Raw genomic sequence first — 18,502 nt, 5'->3', positions numbered from 1 at the left:
TCTGCCGTTGGAGCCTATCTGCTTGGAGAAGCCGAAGAGGAAGGTTACAAAGTCTATTATTGGCGAGAGCGATCTGATGAAGTTGACTTTGTCATTGTCCGTCAGGGAGAAACCATTGCATTAGAGGTAAAGAGTGGGCGTCGTGGGATGAATAGTGGTTTACCCAAGTTCTGTGCTAACTTTCATCCTAAGCGAGCCCTTGTCATTGGTACCGATGGCATTCCCTTCGAAGACTTCTTCCGTATGCGGATAGAAGATTTGTTTTAAGTGACAATGGTACCTGTCCCTAGTGTTCCCTCGTTACATAAAAAGATTAAACATTGAATTGCGGGAGTGAAACAGGTACCTGTCCCTGCGTTCCTTTGTTGGATTTCCGTAAGGAGTTGTCCGAGGAACTACGCTTCAGGATTGATGATTTCCTGGATAGGGAGAAAGAAACCGCAGGCAACTTTGCTACAGAAACACAGAAGCAGCTCGCAAATTTCAACGAAGATCTGTCCAAAGTCTTGTCGCATAGCGGTTTTTGGTGTACATCCAAAGTGTTTGCATGGCTTCTTGGCATCTTCGGATTCTGCTTGTTTGTGACATTCATGACGATAGCCTTGCTGATTGCTGGAAATCTACAGTTCAGAGTATACTAAAATGCATTTTTAACCCAAATCGGTCATTAGGATTTCTCACTGCCATATTGCACAGAGAGATTCTAATGACCGATTGGGGGGTATTCTTTCATTTCCTTAGTTTTACTATGATGTAATCAATATAGAATCAAAATATTGTTCTTGGAAATTAACAAATCTCATTATTTCTTCTCGTGTGAAGTTTCGATTCTCAGGACATACCACCCATTTCTCTTCTACGTCATCATATCTATGAACAATGGCTATGACCTTTCCCGTAAACTCTTTAATAGGTTCGTCCACACCAATAATATAGGCATCTTGTTCCTCGCCGTCAGGAGCCATGATTCCTTTAATATAACCATAATTGATAGGATAGTACAAATCCTTATGTTTAGGATGGTAACTCCCCCAAGGCCTATCTACGATTACAGTTACGTGACTCCCAATGATATTATTTCCCTTTTTCATCTTTAAACTCATCAGAAATCAGATGGCCCATTTCCCCTTTCCAACTATACCTTTTAGCAGAAGGTTGTGGATCTTTAAGCCAATCAAAATGACCTCTGTTCTCGAGATACGTTTGCCATTTCGTCCAATACTCTGACCCTTCTATTTCCAAATCTTCATTAACAGGAATGAAAGGATGTCCTTCAACTCGACTATCATAAATGATTCCACCTCTCAGACCTGAAAGATTTTGCAATGCAGAGAAACCAAACTCGTCTTGCTGCCATGTTTCGACTATTTTCGGATAGTTGACAATACGAGAGTTTGTCAAGTACATCAAGTGAATAGCAGGAACCACACTGAACTGACATGACAATGCCATGAATCTTCGCATTAAATGAGCATGGAAAAAGAGCTCCAATGCAGGGCTGATTCTCCAATCTTTTCTTTCTTTACTCGTTTTACCATTAGGGAGAACTTTACGGAAGTATTTAAGTGTTTTTTCATCCCCTGCTTTGAAAAATACTCCCTTATCTGCATATTCAACAGTTCCGTCATCTACAATATCTAACAGAATCAAAACAATCTCTGTAGATGTAGCATAAAAGAATAAGGTATAATTATCTATTTCACGGAATGAATAGCAGGAATATATCTCTTTACTCTTTCCTATTTCGCGAAGAAAATCCCAGATGGTGTCGTTGGTTTGTATGAAAAATTTATCAATCATATATTATTTCTTTTCATTATGCAAAACAATAGAAGGTATTTAGAACGGACCAGGATCTTTCATTTCGGTATCGTCGAAATCAGCAAAAGGTGGAAAAGAAGGTCGTGCTTGTGATTCTTCCTCCAGTTCTTCTTCTGTCAATAATCCCATTGCCTTCCTCTCTGAGTACGTGTACACACGAGTGGTATTTCCGTCAAGATCAATGACAAACCAACGCTCGTCAAAGTCCTGGACTTTTGCCAGGCCATTCTCAAATGGTGTGGCAAACCTCCATTTACACGGAATAACAATTTCTCCTTTCTTGTTAATAAGTCCATATCTGTTCTCATCGTCACTCACAACAGCAAATCCTCCTTCAAATCCCATGGCTAAATTCCAAATGCAAGGAATCACTAATTCTCCTCTTGCATTAACGTATCCGGCTTTATCGTTTTTGTCTGCAACAACTGCGAACCCCTCATGGAACTCATCGATATAGTTCCACTCACATGGAAGGACTGTCTGGCCGAAGACATCCACAAGCCCCCATTTTCCGTTTTCCTCTAATTTAATCGGCTCAATGGCATAGAGGTCTGCTAATTTCGAGAACTTTTGAGCATCGTCTGCAGTAAAGTGCTTTAACCCCTCGGCCAATTGTGCATCATTCAGTTTGTCCACATACACATTCAAGGCATCTGCTATCTCCTGCCACTTCTCATCGAGCACCATTTGGCCCATTGAATAGTCATACATGATGATCTTGTCAACTGCAACTTGGAATTCAGCAAAGAATTCCACAAACCAGCGCAAATCGGAATCATCGTCTATTTGCTTGGCAATCTCAAGTAAGACATTACTCTTTACTAGATTATCCGTAATCTGTTCTTTGTACCTGCTAAAATGATCCTGCATATACATCATACAGGCAAGAATATTATCAAAAAGCAGAGAAGCAGTTACCGCAGAGCAATATGGCACCACATCCTCGAAACCAAAATGCACAATTTCCTGCGGTTCTTCTCCATAATCTTCACATTTTGCCTGGTATCTAGGTATAAATGTATTCACCAAATGATACAGATAGGCACCCGGAAAGATGTCCGCATTCCCACTCTTTTCCAAGTTCTCTTTGGAAAACACTAATTGCAACCCATCAAACAGAGGGGTAGCATAATAGTCGTATTCCATAAATTTCTTCAAGTCTTCCTTTTTCATACACTATACCATTAATATATAAATGCATTTCATTCGCTCCCAATTTATTATTACGCCAAATCCCCCACCAGATTTTCACCATATGGGTGATTCTGGTTTCCCTATGAGCTTATTGTATCCTAGGAATATCGCTTATGGCTTCATGGTTTCTCGATTCCACGAAACCATGAAGCCCGGTATTGTTAATCTTTATCCCAACTGCCTCTTAAGTTTTGATGATAACCATTTTCTTCTAAACGAGAGCGGGCAGCATCTACATCTTCCTGTGCCGCACCATCACGTGTGTAAGAGGTTCCTGAACATCCACCATTCTCAATGGTGTTAATGTCATCTGTACTGTCATACGGTCTCATAAATAATTGATTTTAAATTTCCCTACTCTTTTAAGGATTTTCGGTTTTCTCCATTATCACCTTTGATATTTCATATTCTGCTTTGTACTAATAGAAAAAGCATTAAGTCCTATACTTTGTATATGGGCTATTTAGTCTCTGAATCTGGGGTGAATTTACCAGTTTTATCAATAGAGCCAGGCTTGCCATTATATGAGACCTTTGCTTTGCCATAATAGAAATCTTTGCTAGTGTAACTTCCATCACTGTTGCGAATTTGTTCATATTGCATAGGTATCACAAATTTACCTGACGTATCGCAATATCCAATTTTCCCTTTTTCAGAAACCGCAGCCATACCATCATAGAAAGCAGAAGGAGTAACTCCTTTTGAGAGAGTCATTAATCGTTCACCCTTTGATGTGATGAGTGTCCATGAGTCACTATAGTTTTGTTTTACCCATGCTCTATCATTTCCAAATACCGAAATACTATAATATTTGCATGGAATAGTAATTTGCCCATTTTCATCTACAATTCCATATAAGACTTTATAATCGTTTCTTGATTCTCTTACCTTTATCAATTTTGGATCGCCCGTTTGTATAGCGACCTTATAGTGTTGGCCTCGGATTTTTCGTCCACTTCGATTATATAGTTCCCAACCGCTGTTTTTGTCTGCCTTTACAGGTAAAATGTTTCCCACGTATGTACCTGGGTGTTCAAGGCTGCTATATTTGGGCTCATTTTCCCATAGGACATATTGGTATTCACATGGAATTATCTGCTGACCGTATGCATTCATAAGACCTTGTTTGTCTTCCTTGAACAATATGTCAATTCCATTATAAAATCCACGTGCTTTATCAAGTTCGCAACTGATAGTTATCCTACCAGTGCTGTCTGCTACGCCAAATTTTCCATTCTTATATATGAAGAAGAAATTCCAATCTCCTTGGTAATTGGTGCCTTTACGATGGCTAATGCTGTCATATTCATGAGGTAACACAAGTGTCTTGCTTTCATTATTGTAGATACCATACTTGCCTGTTGTGTCATCTTTCCGGATTTCTATGACATTTATTTGTTCGTGTGAAAAATCACATTTTATTAACATCCAACCAATAAAAACAAGTGCAAAGATGGCTGCAATTGTCCACAAGATCGCGTTTTTATTGTCTTCTATCCAATTTTCTATCTTTATACCCCACGATTCATTTATTTGCTTTCGTAGACGATCCCGCTCATTTCTAAAACTATTGCGCTCATTTCTTAGCGAAATTAGTTCTGTTTCAGCAATGACATTGTATTTCTTGTCAGGTTCTTTAGAAAATATATATTTTTTTTCCAAAGGTTTTCCGCATCTCACACAATAATGGGAAGTATCTGAATTACAATAATTGCAATAATTACATTTTTTTTCCATATTCTTATTTTGAGAAATTTTCTTTCAATTTTTCCCACGCAGACATATTAGCTTTTTTCTTTAAATCCTCATATTCATTAGAACTAATTACAACTTTTTTAGAATGACCAGGTAAAAGCCAGCCACATTTTACACAGTAGTTATTACTAATGCTATTTTCATACCCACATTGAGGGTTCGTGCATTTTGTAGTATGGTTTAATAGCCGTGCAATGAGGGCTTCTATATTCAAATTTTCTTCCATATTATTTCAATTCTTCCCTTTTTGTTCCACACATCGGACAATAAACTTCTGTTTGGCTGTTAAATTGATAACCGCATATGCCACAATAGTAAGCCTTAACTATTGGCATTTCTATTGGTTCTACTTGCTTGAAATCTACAATTGAACGAACTTCGGAAAGAGAACCAGCAAGTGCTCTTTCCAACTCATGCAACCTGTTTTGTATTTCAGAGTTTCGTATTGCAGATATTTTCTTGTACATTGGTGAAGCCTTAAATGATGTAAGGCTGTCGAAATTTCCACCTTTGAACAATAGCCCCTTTTCAGTATTTTTATCAAACAAAGAGGAATCCTCGGATATCACCAAGAGCGAGAGATAAATCACCTGTTGAGAAAAGTAATCCATATTAGTATTCAAGAAACGACTTCTCCCATTCATTCTTTCGGGGTGTTGATACCATTCTACACCCGCAGTGGATTGGGGTATATTCTTATCCCAGTTCCATACATAAAAAGAATCATAGTCTATCAAGAACAAGTCCCCGTTAGGTTTGACTATAATGTTCTCATCTGAAAGATCCCCATGAGCCATACCATATTTTTGGTGGAACTGAGCCATCTCATAGAATTTTTTCGCAAGGGAGAGGATAGCAGCCTTGTTCTTGTAGTTGTCTTTAACATATCTCATAAGCGTGCTTCCTTCTATCCACTCCATAACAACCCCTGGAATCTCTGTCCCGTCAGTTAGTCTTATCACGGGGTCAACATACCTATAGGGAATAACATATTCTACACAGTATTTATTGAAATAGTCGGAAACATTTATAATATGGGATGGGTTTTCTGGCCTTCCATTATTTTTATACCATAAACGTAGACATTTAGACGATTTTCCTGGACATTCAAGAGGGAAACTCAGACAGTATCCCCCTGGAATAAACTTAACAGGAGGAAAAAGACTCTTATCGGGTACGTATTTATATCCCGCAAGGCTTGGCTCTATAATGCAGCCTGCTTGTCTTATTGCTTTAATTATAGTATTCTCATTGACCATAAATTAACTATTATTTTGTCTGAACCAAATAGACTTTACAAGCAGAGAGAACTTTTTCTTCCAGTTCTCTAATGAGAAATGTGCTTTAAAGGTAGTGTTAAGCACCATCGCCTCTTCTGTTATTTCTGTCTCTTCTTCGTTTAAGTTTTCCGTTAATATAGTCTCATCTGCATTATCAATAATGTCATCTATAGACTCTTTTTTGCAGAAATCTTTCATTGATACATTTTCGTCTTCTTTATCCGCAGTTTCAGTCTTAGTAGTATCCGTGATTACATCTTCGTGCTCAGGTAACTTGTCATCAATTGTGATCATGATAACACTCTCATCGTCACTCTCCAAAGCCTGTTGTTTGTATTGTTCTTCAACAAAAGATTCAAAATCATCATTATCTGTAATTGCGTTCAGCTGGTCTAAGGGCGATAGTCCTTGGTTTAACTGACTGACAAACCATGCAGACATGGCGTCGCTCATCATTAAGATACTACCTGTATCAAATGATCTCTCACCTTTTGTCCATTCGCCATGCAAAGAACCATCAGAGTGAATCTGACATGGATAGTTATTAAACTCAAGGTTCAAATGTCCATCCTCATCAAAGTGAGAAGGATTACTGCTTATGCATTGAAGCGGCTCGCCATCAGGCATGATAAAGAGACAAGAATCTCCAATTACTAGCCACGACAGAATATTCTCACGCAGTTCTATGCCAATAAAAGTGGCCGCACCAGTCTGAAAATGTTTCTCTATCAACTTTTGTATATAGCGTTGTTCCTTATCAAGAGTTGAAACATACGATTCTTTTTGTGATAAAAAAATCTGTTCTAGTCCTTCTGGAGGGAACTGTTGTATATCTTCTACTGAAATATAGGCATGGGTAAGGATGTCTGCCCATATTTCGGGTAGGACAGAGTCAGAAACTCCGTCGCTTAAAGCAAAGCGTCCTTTCTCAACATCCATAGCAATGCTGTCTTGGATGGAGCTGACATTTCCACCTCGTTTGTGAGTAATAAAACTTTTAATATGCATCAGCTTCTGGTTTTACTCCTTGGGACGAGCCCCAATTGAGGAACTGGGTAACAATGCTGGGTTTATTTGCATTGGAAATCATTGCACGTGAGCCTTCACGCGCTTCTGGGAACCCCATTTTATTGGCTGCAACCGCCATTTTTTCCGTCAACAAAGAACTTGCTTGAAAGAGGAATTGCATATTTTTGTCTATTTGGGGCCTTGAATATGGGAAAGTCAAGGTAGGATCATTAGTACTTGGGTCATGATGTATATTCAATAGACGTACATTACCGTCGGGGGTAGTAACTTTCATCAATTCCTGTGCTGCTTTAAGAGTGTCAGCATATACTTGATCCTCATTATAATTCTCCCCTTCATAGGGATAACCATCTGTAACATTAATGACTATAGGAGATGGCATGTCGGACCTTCCCCGTTGACTCTTAATCCACAGTTCTACATCTCTCTTGGCTTCCTCAAATGCCATTTTCATACATGTCTGGAATTCTGGCTTTGCATTGCCATTGGAGTCAAAAATTTTTTTACCAGCATCTTCTGCTTCTATCATGGCAATTGCCATTTGTTTCACACTGTAGTTTTTCCATAATTCAACAATACGATAATTGTAGCCATACACAGACACGCTTACACGCTCAGCTGGCAGCCCTTTGTCATTTCTACAGTGGGTGAGCAGGTTTTCTATCGAATCCTGCACAGCATCTATCACATAATTAATCTTATTATTTAATTCCATTGAACCGGAAAGATCCAGCAAAAAAACAACATGACCAGGGTGGTCTGAATTCCATTTTAATTCGTACATAAAGATTGTTTTTATTTGATTAATACTATATTAACATGTCTCGTAAACTTATCTTTTGCATTTTTATTTGGATAGTTATATCGCCCACCGAAAAATAATCGTCATTATATAATTGCATTCCCGTAGTCCCTAACCGATCACCATTGACTTTGCGAGTCAAGCCACAAAGATCATACAATCGGAAAGTATTAGAATTCATTGATTCGATGCGGAATGCGTTTCCACTAACAGGGCTAGTCAAGTTTGATGGAATAGCATAAATATTATCACCCTCAAATACATTCTCTTGAACAGACTGTCCTCTAAAAGAGAATATAATTGTTGCGACGGGCTTGCCTTGCTGTTGACCGTGCATGGGGCACGGAAGAGGTTGTAGGCGAGTTTTATCCGACGAATCGTCAGTATGCATCTGAATTCTTGTATTCTGTTGCTCCAACAATGCTTTCGTTTTTTTGTGATCTTCAATCTCTTTTGTCAAACTGTCATTTGTTTTGTTAAGCCTTTCAACAAGGTCTTTGCGTTGGGCCTCTACAATCTTTGCGGCAGATTCCAACTGTGCAATCTGTTTTATCAACTCCTCATTCTTTTTAGAGGATTCTGAAAACTCGTTCAGTTTCGTGAGTAGTTTTTCCTTTTCTACTTGTGCAGAACTTAATTTATTATTGGCTTGCTTTAATTCTGACGTTAGCCTATCAATCTCCTGTCTGTCAGTTTGTGCTTCTGCATTTGCCTTTTTTAAACTCTGTTGGTATTTCGAAACTTCTTCAGAAGTTTTTTCCAACTTCTTTAATGTGTCTTTTAATTCACATACTTCTTTGTGAAGTTTTTGAGCCACTTTTTCACGCTGTTTGTTGAATTCAATAATCTCAGACGGGACTTCACTTGGGAAGATCATCTGTGTCCATCCGCAGATAGTACAAACTCCGTTTTCCAGTTTTGTCCCGCAAACATGACATAGCCCTTTGTCATGCTGATTAATCTGATGATTCTCGTTTTGCATACCTATTCTATGATTAATGTTTTCTGTTTGTATAATTGATGAATATCTGTAATGATGCGTGCGGGGGCTTCGTTAAAACCTCCCTGCAACACACCGATAACAGTAAAATCTGTAGCTCGTAGGACAGGGCCTCCAGAGCAGCCATGTGTAGCCTCAATACCTGACATGATAGCATCAAAGCAACGTTCACCCAGTTGTTTGTCCTGGTCGTAATTACTAATAGTACCCTCGTAGGTGGAGAAATTTGTCGAGACATCAGTTCCCTTTAAGAACCCGCAATGTAATATGCGTTCAAGAACCTTTGGGCTGACATTTGCATTAGCATCTATTTTAAAATAGCGTGCATCAGAAGGCATAGAGTCACATTGCAATATTGCCAAGTCGATAATAGTGTTGTTCCATAGCACTGTTGCCCCCATGGCTGATTGACCACGATTCATTAAGAATAAAAGGTCTGGATTACCCTCAATTACATGGCTTGCTGTCAACACTAATCGTTCGCTGTTTGAAATGATAAAACCTGTGCCCATTCCCTTTTTACCATCAATCAATCCGACAGCATTGGCAAATTGTGCTACCTCAGAAACTGCGTATTCATCTGAATTATCAAGGTGAATCTTTATTATGCTTTTAGGAATAGTAGAATGTTCGTGGTCAGCGTTTCCTCTTAGTTTTGATGGAGGGGAAATGGTGTTACTGACGCCCGCAGGAGGAACAACTCCTACATGTCCAGGGAAATATTCGGGAAGCAAGACTCTTCCTGATGCGCCATTTACTACTTGGCAATGGTAATTGTCGCGAAGGCTTTTGAAAAGGTTAACTGCCACTCTTGCATTTGCAAATTGTTTTCCTGTTGTGCGTTTGGTGTTAAAATGGTCGAAAGCGAGTTTTATACATTCTTCCTCTGGTACAAAAGTAAAACCTTTAGCGGTTGCGATGTGCGTCATGATTACCCATAATTCTTCATTAGAATAGTCCGCAAAGTGCCAGATATTGGCAAAGCGATCGCGCATTCCGATATTCCCCGCTATCATACTTTCCATATTCTCTGTATATCCGGCAAGTATAAGTGCCTGATTTCCTTCAAAGCGTGGGTCGGTAAGACTTTTTACAATTGCATCTATGGCTTCTGTGCCATGATTTGCAAGCTGATAGGCCTCGTCAATGAAGATAACCTTGCCACTGTTATCTTTAAACATCTTTTCTATGGCTTTGGGAGTGTCACCAACTCCAGCATTCACTAATGTCGCAACGTCTATCTCTGCTGGAGTAATATCGTCAATCAGTCCACATTCGTAGAGTATTTTCGCCATTTTATTGGCAACGGTAGTCTTACCTGTTCCCGGATTTCCCTCGAAAACGAAATTGAGGTTGGGCTTCTCCATGTCTATCTCTCCAAGTTGTTGGGCCTCTCTTCGCCTGCCGAGCGTTGACAATAGCAGAGTTTTCAGGTGTTCCTTGACCTCTGCAAGACCTATCAGCTCATTCACTTCCGAAAGTATGGCAGTGTAGTCAATGTCATCGTTGATGAGACGCATCTTGTCGGTCGGTATATCTTCCACTGCCAGAGGTAATTTAGAGTCTCTCCGACGGTGAATACCCGTTACGGAAGAGGCCAACTTTTCCATTTCACTAGCATTGCCCCAACGTGCATTGCGATGTATATACATATAGGAGATAATGCGTCGAATGCGATCGTCAAAATCTGGTGTTGTTTCATAGTGCTTGATTTGTCTTTTGAATATTTTGTATAAAGCTTCATCATCGTAATCCTCAAAGTTGAAGAATGACTCCTTGCCGTTGAAACGACGCATAAATCCCGGATTCCCATTCTTTATCAGATTCTCCATGTCACTCTTGTATCCAGCAAGAATCACTAATGAATCGGAACTATTTTCCATAAATTGCATCAACACTTCTATAGCCTCCTTCCCATAATCAGCATGTTCTCCATTACCTCCGCTCATCAAACCGTATGCTTCATCAATGAAGAGAATACCACCACGAGCGCGGTCGCACAAAGCCTGTGTCTTAATTCTAGTTTGCCCAATATATTCTCCTTCAAGGTCACCGACATTGGCTTCTATCAAATGTCCACGTTCCAAAATCCCTTCTTCTCGCAGAATGTCAGCAAGCAGTCTAGCCACAGTCGTTTTACCCGTTCCTGGGTTTCCACTAAATACAAGATGCGGACGGAAACGAGGTCCCTCAGAACTATTGTGCGTGTCCTTTAAGGTTTCAATGTAAATATCTACCTGCTTCAGAATATTTTCAGTTCCAGGCATGCCACGCAATACATCTATGGAACGTTCCGTGTTCATTTTGTCAATGGTTGCCTTTAATTTCGACGTGTGCATCTTTACGTAGTAGCTGAGCATTTCCACTTCGCCTACATATGCTTGTTCTTCCTTTCTCTTCTTCTTGGTCACGTTTTGGCTCAAACGTACAGCTTTTTCCTCTATGCCTTGTCCGTCCATTAATTCAGTGTAACCGTCTAAAAGTCGTATGCGATTGAGCAAGTTTCGGTATTCATCACGTCCAGGCCCCATGATGCAATACATTAGATTTCCCTCCTTGATAGAAGCCTCTTTGGAGTCAGGGGCTAGAGCCTCTTTGAAAAAGTCACCTCGGAATAGTTCCGCCGTGCCTTCTTTAAAAATACCGCCAATAGTTTTTGTGTCGTATAACGCTATTATGTGAGCCTGACAGTTTGTACTATTGTATGTTGTTTTAAGGTTGTTCAGCTGTGGAAGTATCTCTTCTACATGATCATAGACATCAGTCGCAGCAGTACTGAAGATAAAGACTATTTTGCGTTCTGGATGCTCTGAAATGTAGTGAACGATGGTGTCAAGTGGCTTCACGCTATTTGCAATTCGATAATACAAGCGGTTAGTGTCTTCGTGACATACTTGTATCTGACTATATGTTTCTGTATCGTCAGGCGGCAATGTTTGATTTCCTACAGTACTTCTGCGTCTTCCAGCAAACGGACTAGCAATGTTGGCCACATATCTTCCTCTGTTTACAGTTGAAGACTGATTATGCGCTAATCCGAATAGTTCTACCAAATCATCCTTGCGAAAGCTGAAAAAATTGTAGGTTGGATCTTGGCTATAAAAAACCACATGATAGCCTTGGCCTCGAAAAGTGCGGAACAGCATCTCTTTAATACCATACCGACGAAGGTCTGAACCAACAAAATCGTCGTTAATTCCAGGGCCATAGATGCCTGAAAGAAGGGGTCTATAGGGCAGATTGAAATTTTCGATGCGCTTTACCTTCATAGCTATTCCCTTATTAGTTTTGTCTTCTTCTTGCTCTTTGGCTAATCTTTTTGGCGGTTCCTGCTTGTCCTAACTTCGACGCGTCCGCCATTTCTGGAATTTCTGCGTCTCCACCATCGGCAGGTGTCTCCGTCGTTCCAAGTTTATATCCACTCTTTGCTATTTGTTGTTTGATGCGTTCGAGTGAACGGATATATTCCCGGTCTGTTATGTTACGATTATCATTACGATGGAAGATGATGTCGTTTTCCGACTCGCTTTCATCTGGTTGGACTACAATAGATATTTTTTCGCCATTCATGCTCTGCAGAACCGCAAAAACACCTTCGCGCCAGTCATTGTCACAATCTTCGCCACCAACGTATCCTACCGCGTCTTGTCCGTCCGCCATTTTCTCCACCTGCCACCCTTGTTCTACTAAAGCCGATATAATGTCTTCTGCCATCACGACACGGTTCTCGCTCAAAATGGCACTTTTAGTGGCTTTGCCAATCATGTTGGTGAGACATATTTCGCCGATGGTCACTTCTTCCATAATTTCCTTGATACGGTCTAGTGAGGGCTGACCTTGAAGTTCTGCTTTAAGCGAGTTTAATCTTAAACGCAACTTTTCGTATTCGCCGCGATTCCAAAAATCAGTTTCAATGATAGCAGTGGCTTGTGGAGCATCGGGATGTGCAATGCTAATTTTGCGGTTGCTGTTCACTTCTTCAAGAGTTTTTTCCAGCATCGCAGTGGCTTCTGCATAAATTGTGTCGTAAATAATCTTATTGCGCAAAGCATCTTCTTCTGCCATTTGTATCTGAAGTATGACCTCAGATGCTCTGGCTACGGTTCCTTCGTCGTCTGGATTTGCAGCCAGTATTGACATTCGTCGACTTATTTCCTGAGATTTCTGTGGGCAGAACCTTTCAATGTCTATTCGTGCGTATGCGGCATCCTTGATGCCTTGTGCAAGGCTGACAGCCTCCCTTCGTTTCTGTCTCTCATCTGCCATTTGGGCTAGAATGGTGTTAACGGTATGTGTAAGGCTGTCTAACTGTCTGGAATGACTATCCAGTTGAGACTGTTGCTGCTCAAATTTTGCCTCAACATGTTTAGCCAGTTGATTGAGGTGGCGGTTGATTGCCTGAATGCGCTCGTTTGTCAGCTGCTCAAGTGAACGTATATCGTTCTTCAATTCAAGCCGTGTTTGGTTTATTTCCCCGTGCAGACTATCATTAACTTGGATGATGGTGTCATATATGTCGCCTGCCACTTTGTTGAGCCGCTTTCGCTGCTCTGCATCTACTTGATCGATGCGAGCATTAACGCTACTTATGGCAGTATTTAGTCGGGATTGCATTTCGCGTTTCGCCCTTTCTGCTTCTTCACGTGCCTTGAGTTGTGCATTACGATTGGCTTCATCGCGAATGTCATTAAACCGCCTGTCAATATTTCTAAGTGAACTATTGATATGATCATTTAAATCATTGATGGCATTGTCTGCCTGATGTATACTAGATACTTTATATTTCCTACTCATAACACGTTTTGGTTTAATGGAATGCCTATGGCATCCGAATGATGATTGTTGATAGTTATCTCTATTTGTCTTTTTCCCGTCAGCAGTTCCATTTTATATGGCAACAGTCGATCGGTCAAGAAATGTAGTCTTTGGTTTGAAGAACCACGCAATCCGACACCGTCGTTCAGAGCCTCCATGTATGGGCCGTCAATAAGAAGGTCTGTCATTGATAGTATGGATTGTGCGTCGTCTGACAGCAGGTTCTCTTTTAAAAAACCTGTGAATATGATGATGTTCAGTTTCGGGCGATGCTCCTTGACGGTTTTCAGCAGCTCTGCAACTGAGGTTGCTTGTAGGAATGGCTCACCACCACTGATGGTAATGCCTTCAATCGTCTTGTTTGCAATAATGTCATTCGCCAATTGCACTGTATCAGCCAGTTTGGCAGACACTATGGGTCGCCCCTCTGGAGTAATGCATTTAGGGCAATTGAAAGGACAGCCTTGCGTCCATATAACATATCGCAAACCTGGTCCAAGGGCTCGTGTTCCGTGCCGCTCTATATCAAGGAGGTTCAATACCATAGGCTATTCAAAGTTTGCTGACAGGTTCGTCGTCTCTTGCCCTTACTATTTCTGACAATCGGTTGTCATAATCGGCCATCAGGGCATTGATACTTGTGCTTAACTGGCGCAATTCGTCCGAAACGACGTCGATATTTTTGACTATTTCGTCATTCTCATTTATATGCGCCATAAGACGCTTGCTATTTTCTGTGTTGTCGTTGACAATCTTTGTGAGGTATGCCTTTAGCTCAGCAAAAAAAATGTCTGGATTTTCCTTGGCAATTTCGCCAAGAACAGCTTCTCCCAATAGACACAGTAGCACGACACGTTTCATGTGATTGTCATGACTGGCAATGGAAGCCAGTTGATACTCTATCTCTTTTCGGCATTCTGTCAAGCCAACAGAGTCTATCATTTGTTTCAAGTCCTTCATATCGTTAGCTTATTTGTTCTTTGCAATAGTATAATGTGGTGCTTTGACAATCGCCGTAGTTCATGTCATCAGGGTTCTTGTATAACTTGTCGATTCCACCTTCCATATCTATACACCACCCATTGTCTTCGAATATCATGCAACGCTTGTGGTCTCCATCTTTGTCGTCCTTTGAAAGCTCTCGCAATTCGAAATCCACGCCTTTGCCTTTCATTCTCAACTTGTATTTAGCAATGTCCTCTTCGAATTCCATGACACGCTGTTTGTTGTTGTCGTCCTTCTTGGAAATATACAGCGTTATCCGTTCAATCTGTTTGTTTTGCTCATTGTCACGGTGAGAGGCCCTGGAAAAACCGATTAATTTCTCCATCAATATTTTCAACATCTTCGGGCAAGTATGAAGATATCTGTCCCGCATGACAATGTGTGACGTCCCCCCATCATCTTCGAGATAATGTCGGAACAGTTTTTCCGGCATCAATCTCTTGTCAGCTGTGGTTATGATCTTAACAACACATCGCTTCCCCGCGGGAGGTGCATAAGGGTTCTCGTCTGTTGCTCCACACAAATCCTTATTGATGTTATAGTAATATAGTGTGGTCTTACTGCAGTTGCCCATCCTGATTTCCTCAGGCGACTTATACAATTTGTTTAGGCCACCTTCCAAATCTATGCACCATCCATTATCAAACATTAAGGTACGTTTATGTGAACCCTGTACATCCTCTTTTTTTATGTAGTCGTGCGCAAAATTGATGCCGCGTTTTCTTAGTTTGGTTATAAGTTTAGCAATGTTTGACTCAAACGCATCCAATTGTTTTTTATAATAATTGTTGCTTGCATTGATGCTTTCTTTCGGAAGGGTCTGAATCTTGAATAGCCTGAACTTGGTTAACCGCTCGCCCAGTTTGCTTAGCATTTCATCAACAAAAGATTGCAAGAGGTTAATGTTTTGGTATAGGTACGCATCCCTGAAACAAATTTCCGTCACACCGCCATTGTCAAGCAGATAGTAGCCAAAAAGATCGTCAACGCAATATGCTTCGTTGTCATTAATATCCAACTTCATACCTTCAAAGCCTTCGACAGGACCATATACTTTTGCTTGTTCTGAATAATGCTGATTTTGTCTCTCTTGGATAGTGCTTTGCTCTGTTTGATTCATCATAACCGAAGTACCTGCCACTTCTTGTATGCCACCTGTCGTTTCCTGTGTCGGTTCTTTAGGAGATTCGGCCTCATGAACAGATTCAGATATTATGTCATTTGTAATTATAGATGGTTCCCTTAAAACTTTTTCTGACATCTTAACTCTAAGAGCATTATACAACAGGATGGCATTATATATTTTACCATTCATCTTTAAAATACAGAACACATTATTAAAAATGTCTATCTGCATTAGTATTGTAAAACACATACACGATATGCCATTGATGATGCAACAATCTGTTGTTTCAGCGTTCCCTAACAAGTCTCTCCACACTATTCCATTGTAAAATTCAGAGTTTAGGGTTTTATCTGTCAACGGTACATAAATAGTTTGTGGCGAAAAACAGTCTGATACAGATTTCACTGGAGCTGTCTTTAAATGCATCTTGTCAAAATCATGCATGTGCAATACTCGCAGTGATTCATCGCTATTTAGTATCTCTTTTGGTTTTTGCATCATTAGAACATTTGCGTTTTTTTTCTGCAAGGCGTACAAGAGCGCCTTGGTCGAATAATTTTCATTGAAGCAAATAAACACAGGCTCTTTTGACTTTAACTCAATTTCTTTTAAGGCATTTTTTATACGCTCATTGTATGCGTGTATTGCAGGGAAAAGAGTATCATAGTATAGATCATATTGACATATTCCATTCGTAGATATGAAATAAGCTTCTTCATGCTTTTTAATCAACTCCATGTTCTCTGGATTGGCCTTGAAAATATCATTTAAGCCATGCCTGAACATAGTACAAGATTCTATGCCTATTCTCTTGGGTTGAATGCCACTACTAGTTCTGCATTTCAGTAAAAGACACTCTTGATAATAGAACTGCAACAAATAGAACTCTTGTTCAGCTCCATAATAATCGGACGCAGTTATTGCATATAAATGCTGGCTTGAAACCCTGCAGTCCCCATTTAGTCTGTTTGTTATATATTTCTTGTATGAATCATTAATTATATTTAACATGACTATTTATATATCAAGCGTTTTCATTTTGATTATAGTTCTGTTGCGTGTTTACTTGTTATTAAAACCCTTGTATCACATTCCAACAATTCGGCAATCTTGTCGAGAGTCTGGAGATCAGGCTGTGAAGAGTTAGTACACCACTTGCTGACTGTTGTAACGTTCTTACCAAGTTGTTCTGCTAACCACTTGTTGGTCCTCTTCTTCTCAACGAGAACTATTTTCAGTCTATTCAAATCTTTCATCTATTCTTCTTAATATGATTTGAACGCAAATATAGTGAATTTCTACGTAACAACCGCAATATCGCTATATATTTTAATGTTTTTAAAGATAAAATGCCCAAAAAACATATTTCTCAAAGTAATTCATCTCGTTTTGCCTTAGTCGCACCGCTTTTATTCAGTCAGGAAGCGACGTCCGGCAAAATCAAAAGCAACTTGAATAGCTTCCACTTTAATCAGCACATTCAGAGCCATATTCCAATACCCAAGACAGTGAAACATAAGCTCTTTCTCGCTTTATTTATATAAAGCGGATTTCAGATTTTCTTGGAAATATAGACAACTGTAAACCTATTCTCAATGGGGACTGTCTGCCCCCACGGCGAAGCCTTCCCCCGAGTGTTTTCCAATGGTATAGATTATTCAAAAATCAATCTTTCTCTCATTAATGTTGTGCAGTGGTTCTATGAAATACATTAAGATGTCATTGTATGAGAATACTGAAGATTTATTTGGTTGTTTCGAAGAAAATGATTACCTCTGCATCAGATATTTGACATGTTGAAACAAAGCAGAACGACACAGACAGGAAGTTTCTAAACCGTTACGTATTAAAGTTTTGCTCATCTGTAAGTAATTGATAATTAAAGGAGTAACCATAAGACTCGTAGATATAAGTGGTATTAAACTATCGAATGATGAAACTGAAGAAACGGAAAATCAAATACTCGGCGATATATCTTGTCTGCTGGTTTGGCCTTTTAGTCTTGCTGGTGGATGGAATCCTGAAGTTCCAGACATTGGTGGACTACGTCGGGTCGTACGCAGTTGTAGAGGTCGCATTGCTATTTTTGGTCATCCTACCCACTATAGCCGTTTACACTCTAACATAGTGGGAGGTAGGTTGGACGTTAGTGGGAGTTTCAGACAACCTACAACTGGTCTTGCGCCCTTTATTTATCGAGGTTTGCAGTATTTTTAGTGGGAGGTTAGGGCAAGACACTATCTGTACAATATATAAATTATATAATATTTTAATATTATATAATTCTGAAAATGTATCATTGTGCACAGATTACAGATTGAATAACAGTTTAACAGTTAACAGTTGGTATTATACAAAATACTCAACCAATGGCAGGGATAAAGCGTGACAGTTGTGACAGAAAACAGTTAGTGAAAGTCAATGTTCTTAGGAAAAGAGTCAACGATTCCCAGGGTATGGAGTCAACTTTTTCCGTATGGGTAAATCTCAAATCTCAAATCTCAGTTATATCAAATATCAGTTTATTAAAATTGAAAAAAACATGATATCAAATTTATTATATATATAATAATATAAATACACTAGTGTCCACTAAAAATTAGCGGAGATGTTTGTAAGTTATTTAAATATAGAGTTTTAGAGCGAGAAATTGACGGTGACGATTTGAATTGACT

The 18,502-nt window shown here is 39.7% G+C and carries 18 protein-coding genes; 2 read left to right on the top strand and 16 right to left on the bottom strand.

Annotated features, from left to right (window positions below; genetic code table 11):
• On the top strand, positions 1-267 hold a 267-nt coding region (locus tag BM257_RS14400; RefSeq protein WP_143096887.1), incomplete at its 5' end, for a DUF4143 domain-containing protein.
• A gap of 53 nt (positions 268-320) precedes the next feature.
• A complete protein-coding gene (locus BM257_RS14395) occupies positions 321-641 on the top strand; it encodes a hypothetical protein (RefSeq protein WP_143096886.1) in 321 nt (106 codons plus the stop codon).
• A 105-nt stretch (positions 642-746) separates the two neighbouring features.
• On the opposite strand, the gene BM257_RS14390 is transcribed toward BM257_RS14395, so the two are convergent.
• The 16 genes from BM257_RS14390 to BM257_RS14320 all read right to left on the bottom strand — a co-directional run bounded on the left by BM257_RS14390 (position 747) and on the right by BM257_RS14320 (position 17,083).
• Positions 747-1,091 carry an inorganic pyrophosphatase gene (locus BM257_RS14390; RefSeq protein ID WP_092074109.1) on the bottom strand — a complete coding sequence of 115 codons (345 nt, stop codon included), beginning with the start codon at positions 1,089-1,091 and terminating at the stop codon, positions 747-749.
• On the bottom strand, positions 1,075-1,800 hold the full coding sequence (locus BM257_RS14385; protein ID WP_092074105.1) for a hypothetical protein: 726 nt from the start codon (positions 1,798-1,800) through the stop codon (positions 1,075-1,077). The genes BM257_RS14390 and BM257_RS14385 overlap by 17 nt, the downstream gene beginning before the upstream one ends.
• A 39-nt stretch (positions 1,801-1,839) precedes the next feature.
• A complete protein-coding gene (locus BM257_RS14380; RefSeq protein ID WP_092074104.1) occupies positions 1,840-2,994 on the bottom strand; it encodes a WG repeat-containing protein in 1,155 nt (384 codons plus the stop codon).
• 182 nt (positions 2,995-3,176) lie between these two features.
• Complete coding sequence (locus tag BM257_RS15000; RefSeq protein ID WP_177216144.1) at positions 3,177-3,347, bottom strand: hypothetical protein; 171 nt, start codon at positions 3,345-3,347, stop codon at positions 3,177-3,179.
• 127 nt (positions 3,348-3,474) lie between these two features.
• Positions 3,475-4,752 (bottom strand): WG repeat-containing protein, encoded by a 1,278-nt coding sequence (locus BM257_RS14375; protein ID WP_092074102.1) that lies wholly within the window; start codon positions 4,750-4,752, stop codon positions 3,475-3,477.
• A gap of 4 nt (positions 4,753-4,756) precedes the next feature.
• Positions 4,757-4,996 (bottom strand): hypothetical protein, encoded by a 240-nt coding sequence (locus BM257_RS14370; protein WP_092074100.1) that lies wholly within the window; start codon positions 4,994-4,996, stop codon positions 4,757-4,759.
• A gap of 1 nt (position 4,997) precedes the next feature.
• A complete protein-coding gene (locus tag BM257_RS14365) occupies positions 4,998-6,029 on the bottom strand; it encodes a protein kinase domain-containing protein (protein WP_092074098.1) in 1,032 nt (343 codons plus the stop codon).
• Positions 6,030-6,032: 3 nt separating this feature from the next.
• Positions 6,033-7,058 carry a hypothetical protein gene (locus tag BM257_RS14360; RefSeq protein WP_092074096.1) on the bottom strand — a complete coding sequence of 342 codons (1,026 nt, stop codon included), beginning with the start codon at positions 7,056-7,058 and terminating at the stop codon, positions 6,033-6,035.
• A complete protein-coding gene (locus BM257_RS14355) occupies positions 7,048-7,863 on the bottom strand; it encodes a vWA domain-containing protein (RefSeq protein ID WP_143096885.1) in 816 nt (271 codons plus the stop codon). The genes BM257_RS14360 and BM257_RS14355 overlap by 11 nt, the downstream gene beginning before the upstream one ends.
• A gap of 25 nt (positions 7,864-7,888) precedes the next feature.
• Positions 7,889-8,863 (bottom strand): hypothetical protein, encoded by a 975-nt coding sequence (locus BM257_RS14350; RefSeq protein ID WP_092074092.1) that lies wholly within the window; start codon positions 8,861-8,863, stop codon positions 7,889-7,891.
• A 2-nt stretch (positions 8,864-8,865) separates the two neighbouring features.
• Complete coding sequence (locus tag BM257_RS14345) at positions 8,866-12,150, bottom strand: AAA family ATPase (protein WP_092074090.1); 3,285 nt, start codon at positions 12,148-12,150, stop codon at positions 8,866-8,868.
• A gap of 13 nt (positions 12,151-12,163) precedes the next feature.
• Positions 12,164-13,675: a coiled-coil domain-containing protein gene (locus tag BM257_RS14340; protein WP_092074088.1), complete on the bottom strand. Its 1,512-nt coding sequence runs from the start codon at positions 13,673-13,675 to the stop codon at positions 12,164-12,166.
• The gene (locus tag BM257_RS14335) at positions 13,672-14,241 is read right to left on the bottom strand and encodes a 4Fe-4S single cluster domain-containing protein (RefSeq protein WP_092074086.1); all 570 of its coding nucleotides are present in this window, start codon (positions 14,239-14,241) and stop codon (positions 13,672-13,674) included. Before BM257_RS14335 ends, BM257_RS14340 begins: the two co-directional genes overlap by 4 nt.
• 7 nt (positions 14,242-14,248) lie before the next feature.
• Positions 14,249-14,656 (bottom strand): hypothetical protein, encoded by a 408-nt coding sequence (locus BM257_RS14330; protein WP_092074084.1) that lies wholly within the window; start codon positions 14,654-14,656, stop codon positions 14,249-14,251.
• 4 nt (positions 14,657-14,660) lie between these two features.
• Entirely contained in the window at positions 14,661-16,565 is a 1,905-nt protein-coding gene (locus BM257_RS14325) for an MIT C-terminal domain-containing protein (protein WP_177216143.1), read from the bottom strand.
• Between the two features lie 305 nt (positions 16,566-16,870).
• Positions 16,871-17,083, bottom strand: a complete 213-nt coding sequence (locus BM257_RS14320) for a helix-turn-helix transcriptional regulator (RefSeq protein ID WP_092074080.1) — start codon at positions 17,081-17,083, stop codon at positions 16,871-16,873.
• Between the last annotated feature and the right edge of the window lie 1,419 nt (positions 17,084-18,502).

The sequence above is a fragment of the Prevotella sp. tf2-5 genome (assembly GCF_900115435.1).
Taxonomy (GTDB): Bacteria; Bacteroidota; Bacteroidia; order Bacteroidales; family Bacteroidaceae; genus Prevotella.
Note: the sequence above shows the minus strand (reverse complement) of the source record. Positions and strands in the feature narration are given on the sequence as shown.

Bases quoted from the DNA above. Each gene is read 5' to 3' on its own strand.
- BM257_RS14355 (WP_143096885.1), bottom strand. From the start codon at position 7,863: ATGTACGAATTAAAATGGAATTCAGACCACCCTGGTCATGTTGTTTTT.
- BM257_RS14380 (WP_092074104.1), bottom strand. From the start codon at position 2,994: ATGAAAAAGGAAGACTTGAAGAAATTTATGGAATACGACTATTATGCT.
- BM257_RS14390 (WP_092074109.1), bottom strand. From the start codon at position 1,091: ATGAAAAAGGGAAATAATATCATTGGGAGTCACGTAACTGTAATCGTA.
- BM257_RS14345 (WP_092074090.1), bottom strand. From the start codon at position 12,150: ATGAAGGTAAAGCGCATCGAAAATTTCAATCTGCCCTATAGACCCCTT.
- BM257_RS14385 (WP_092074105.1), bottom strand. From the start codon at position 1,800: ATGATTGATAAATTTTTCATACAAACCAACGACACCATCTGGGATTTT.
- BM257_RS14330 (WP_092074084.1), bottom strand. From the start codon at position 14,656: ATGAAGGACTTGAAACAAATGATAGACTCTGTTGGCTTGACAGAATGC.
- BM257_RS14320 (WP_092074080.1), bottom strand. From the start codon at position 17,083: ATGAAAGATTTGAATAGACTGAAAATAGTTCTCGTTGAGAAGAAGAGG.
- BM257_RS14360 (WP_092074096.1), bottom strand. From the start codon at position 7,058: ATGCATATTAAAAGTTTTATTACTCACAAACGAGGTGGAAATGTCAGC.
- BM257_RS14340 (WP_092074088.1), bottom strand. From the start codon at position 13,675: ATGAGTAGGAAATATAAAGTATCTAGTATACATCAGGCAGACAATGCC.
- BM257_RS14350 (WP_092074092.1), bottom strand. From the start codon at position 8,863: ATGCAAAACGAGAATCATCAGATTAATCAGCATGACAAAGGGCTATGT.
- BM257_RS15000 (WP_177216144.1), bottom strand. From the start codon at position 3,347: ATGAGACCGTATGACAGTACAGATGACATTAACACCATTGAGAATGGT.
- BM257_RS14335 (WP_092074086.1), bottom strand. From the start codon at position 14,241: ATGGTATTGAACCTCCTTGATATAGAGCGGCACGGAACACGAGCCCTT.
- BM257_RS14375 (WP_092074102.1), bottom strand. From the start codon at position 4,752: ATGGAAAAAAAATGTAATTATTGCAATTATTGTAATTCAGATACTTCC.
- BM257_RS14370 (WP_092074100.1), bottom strand. From the start codon at position 4,996: ATGGAAGAAAATTTGAATATAGAAGCCCTCATTGCACGGCTATTAAAC.
- BM257_RS14365 (WP_092074098.1), bottom strand. From the start codon at position 6,029: ATGGTCAATGAGAATACTATAATTAAAGCAATAAGACAAGCAGGCTGC.
- BM257_RS14325 (WP_177216143.1), bottom strand. From the start codon at position 16,565: ATGGAGTTGATTAAAAAGCATGAAGAAGCTTATTTCATATCTACGAAT.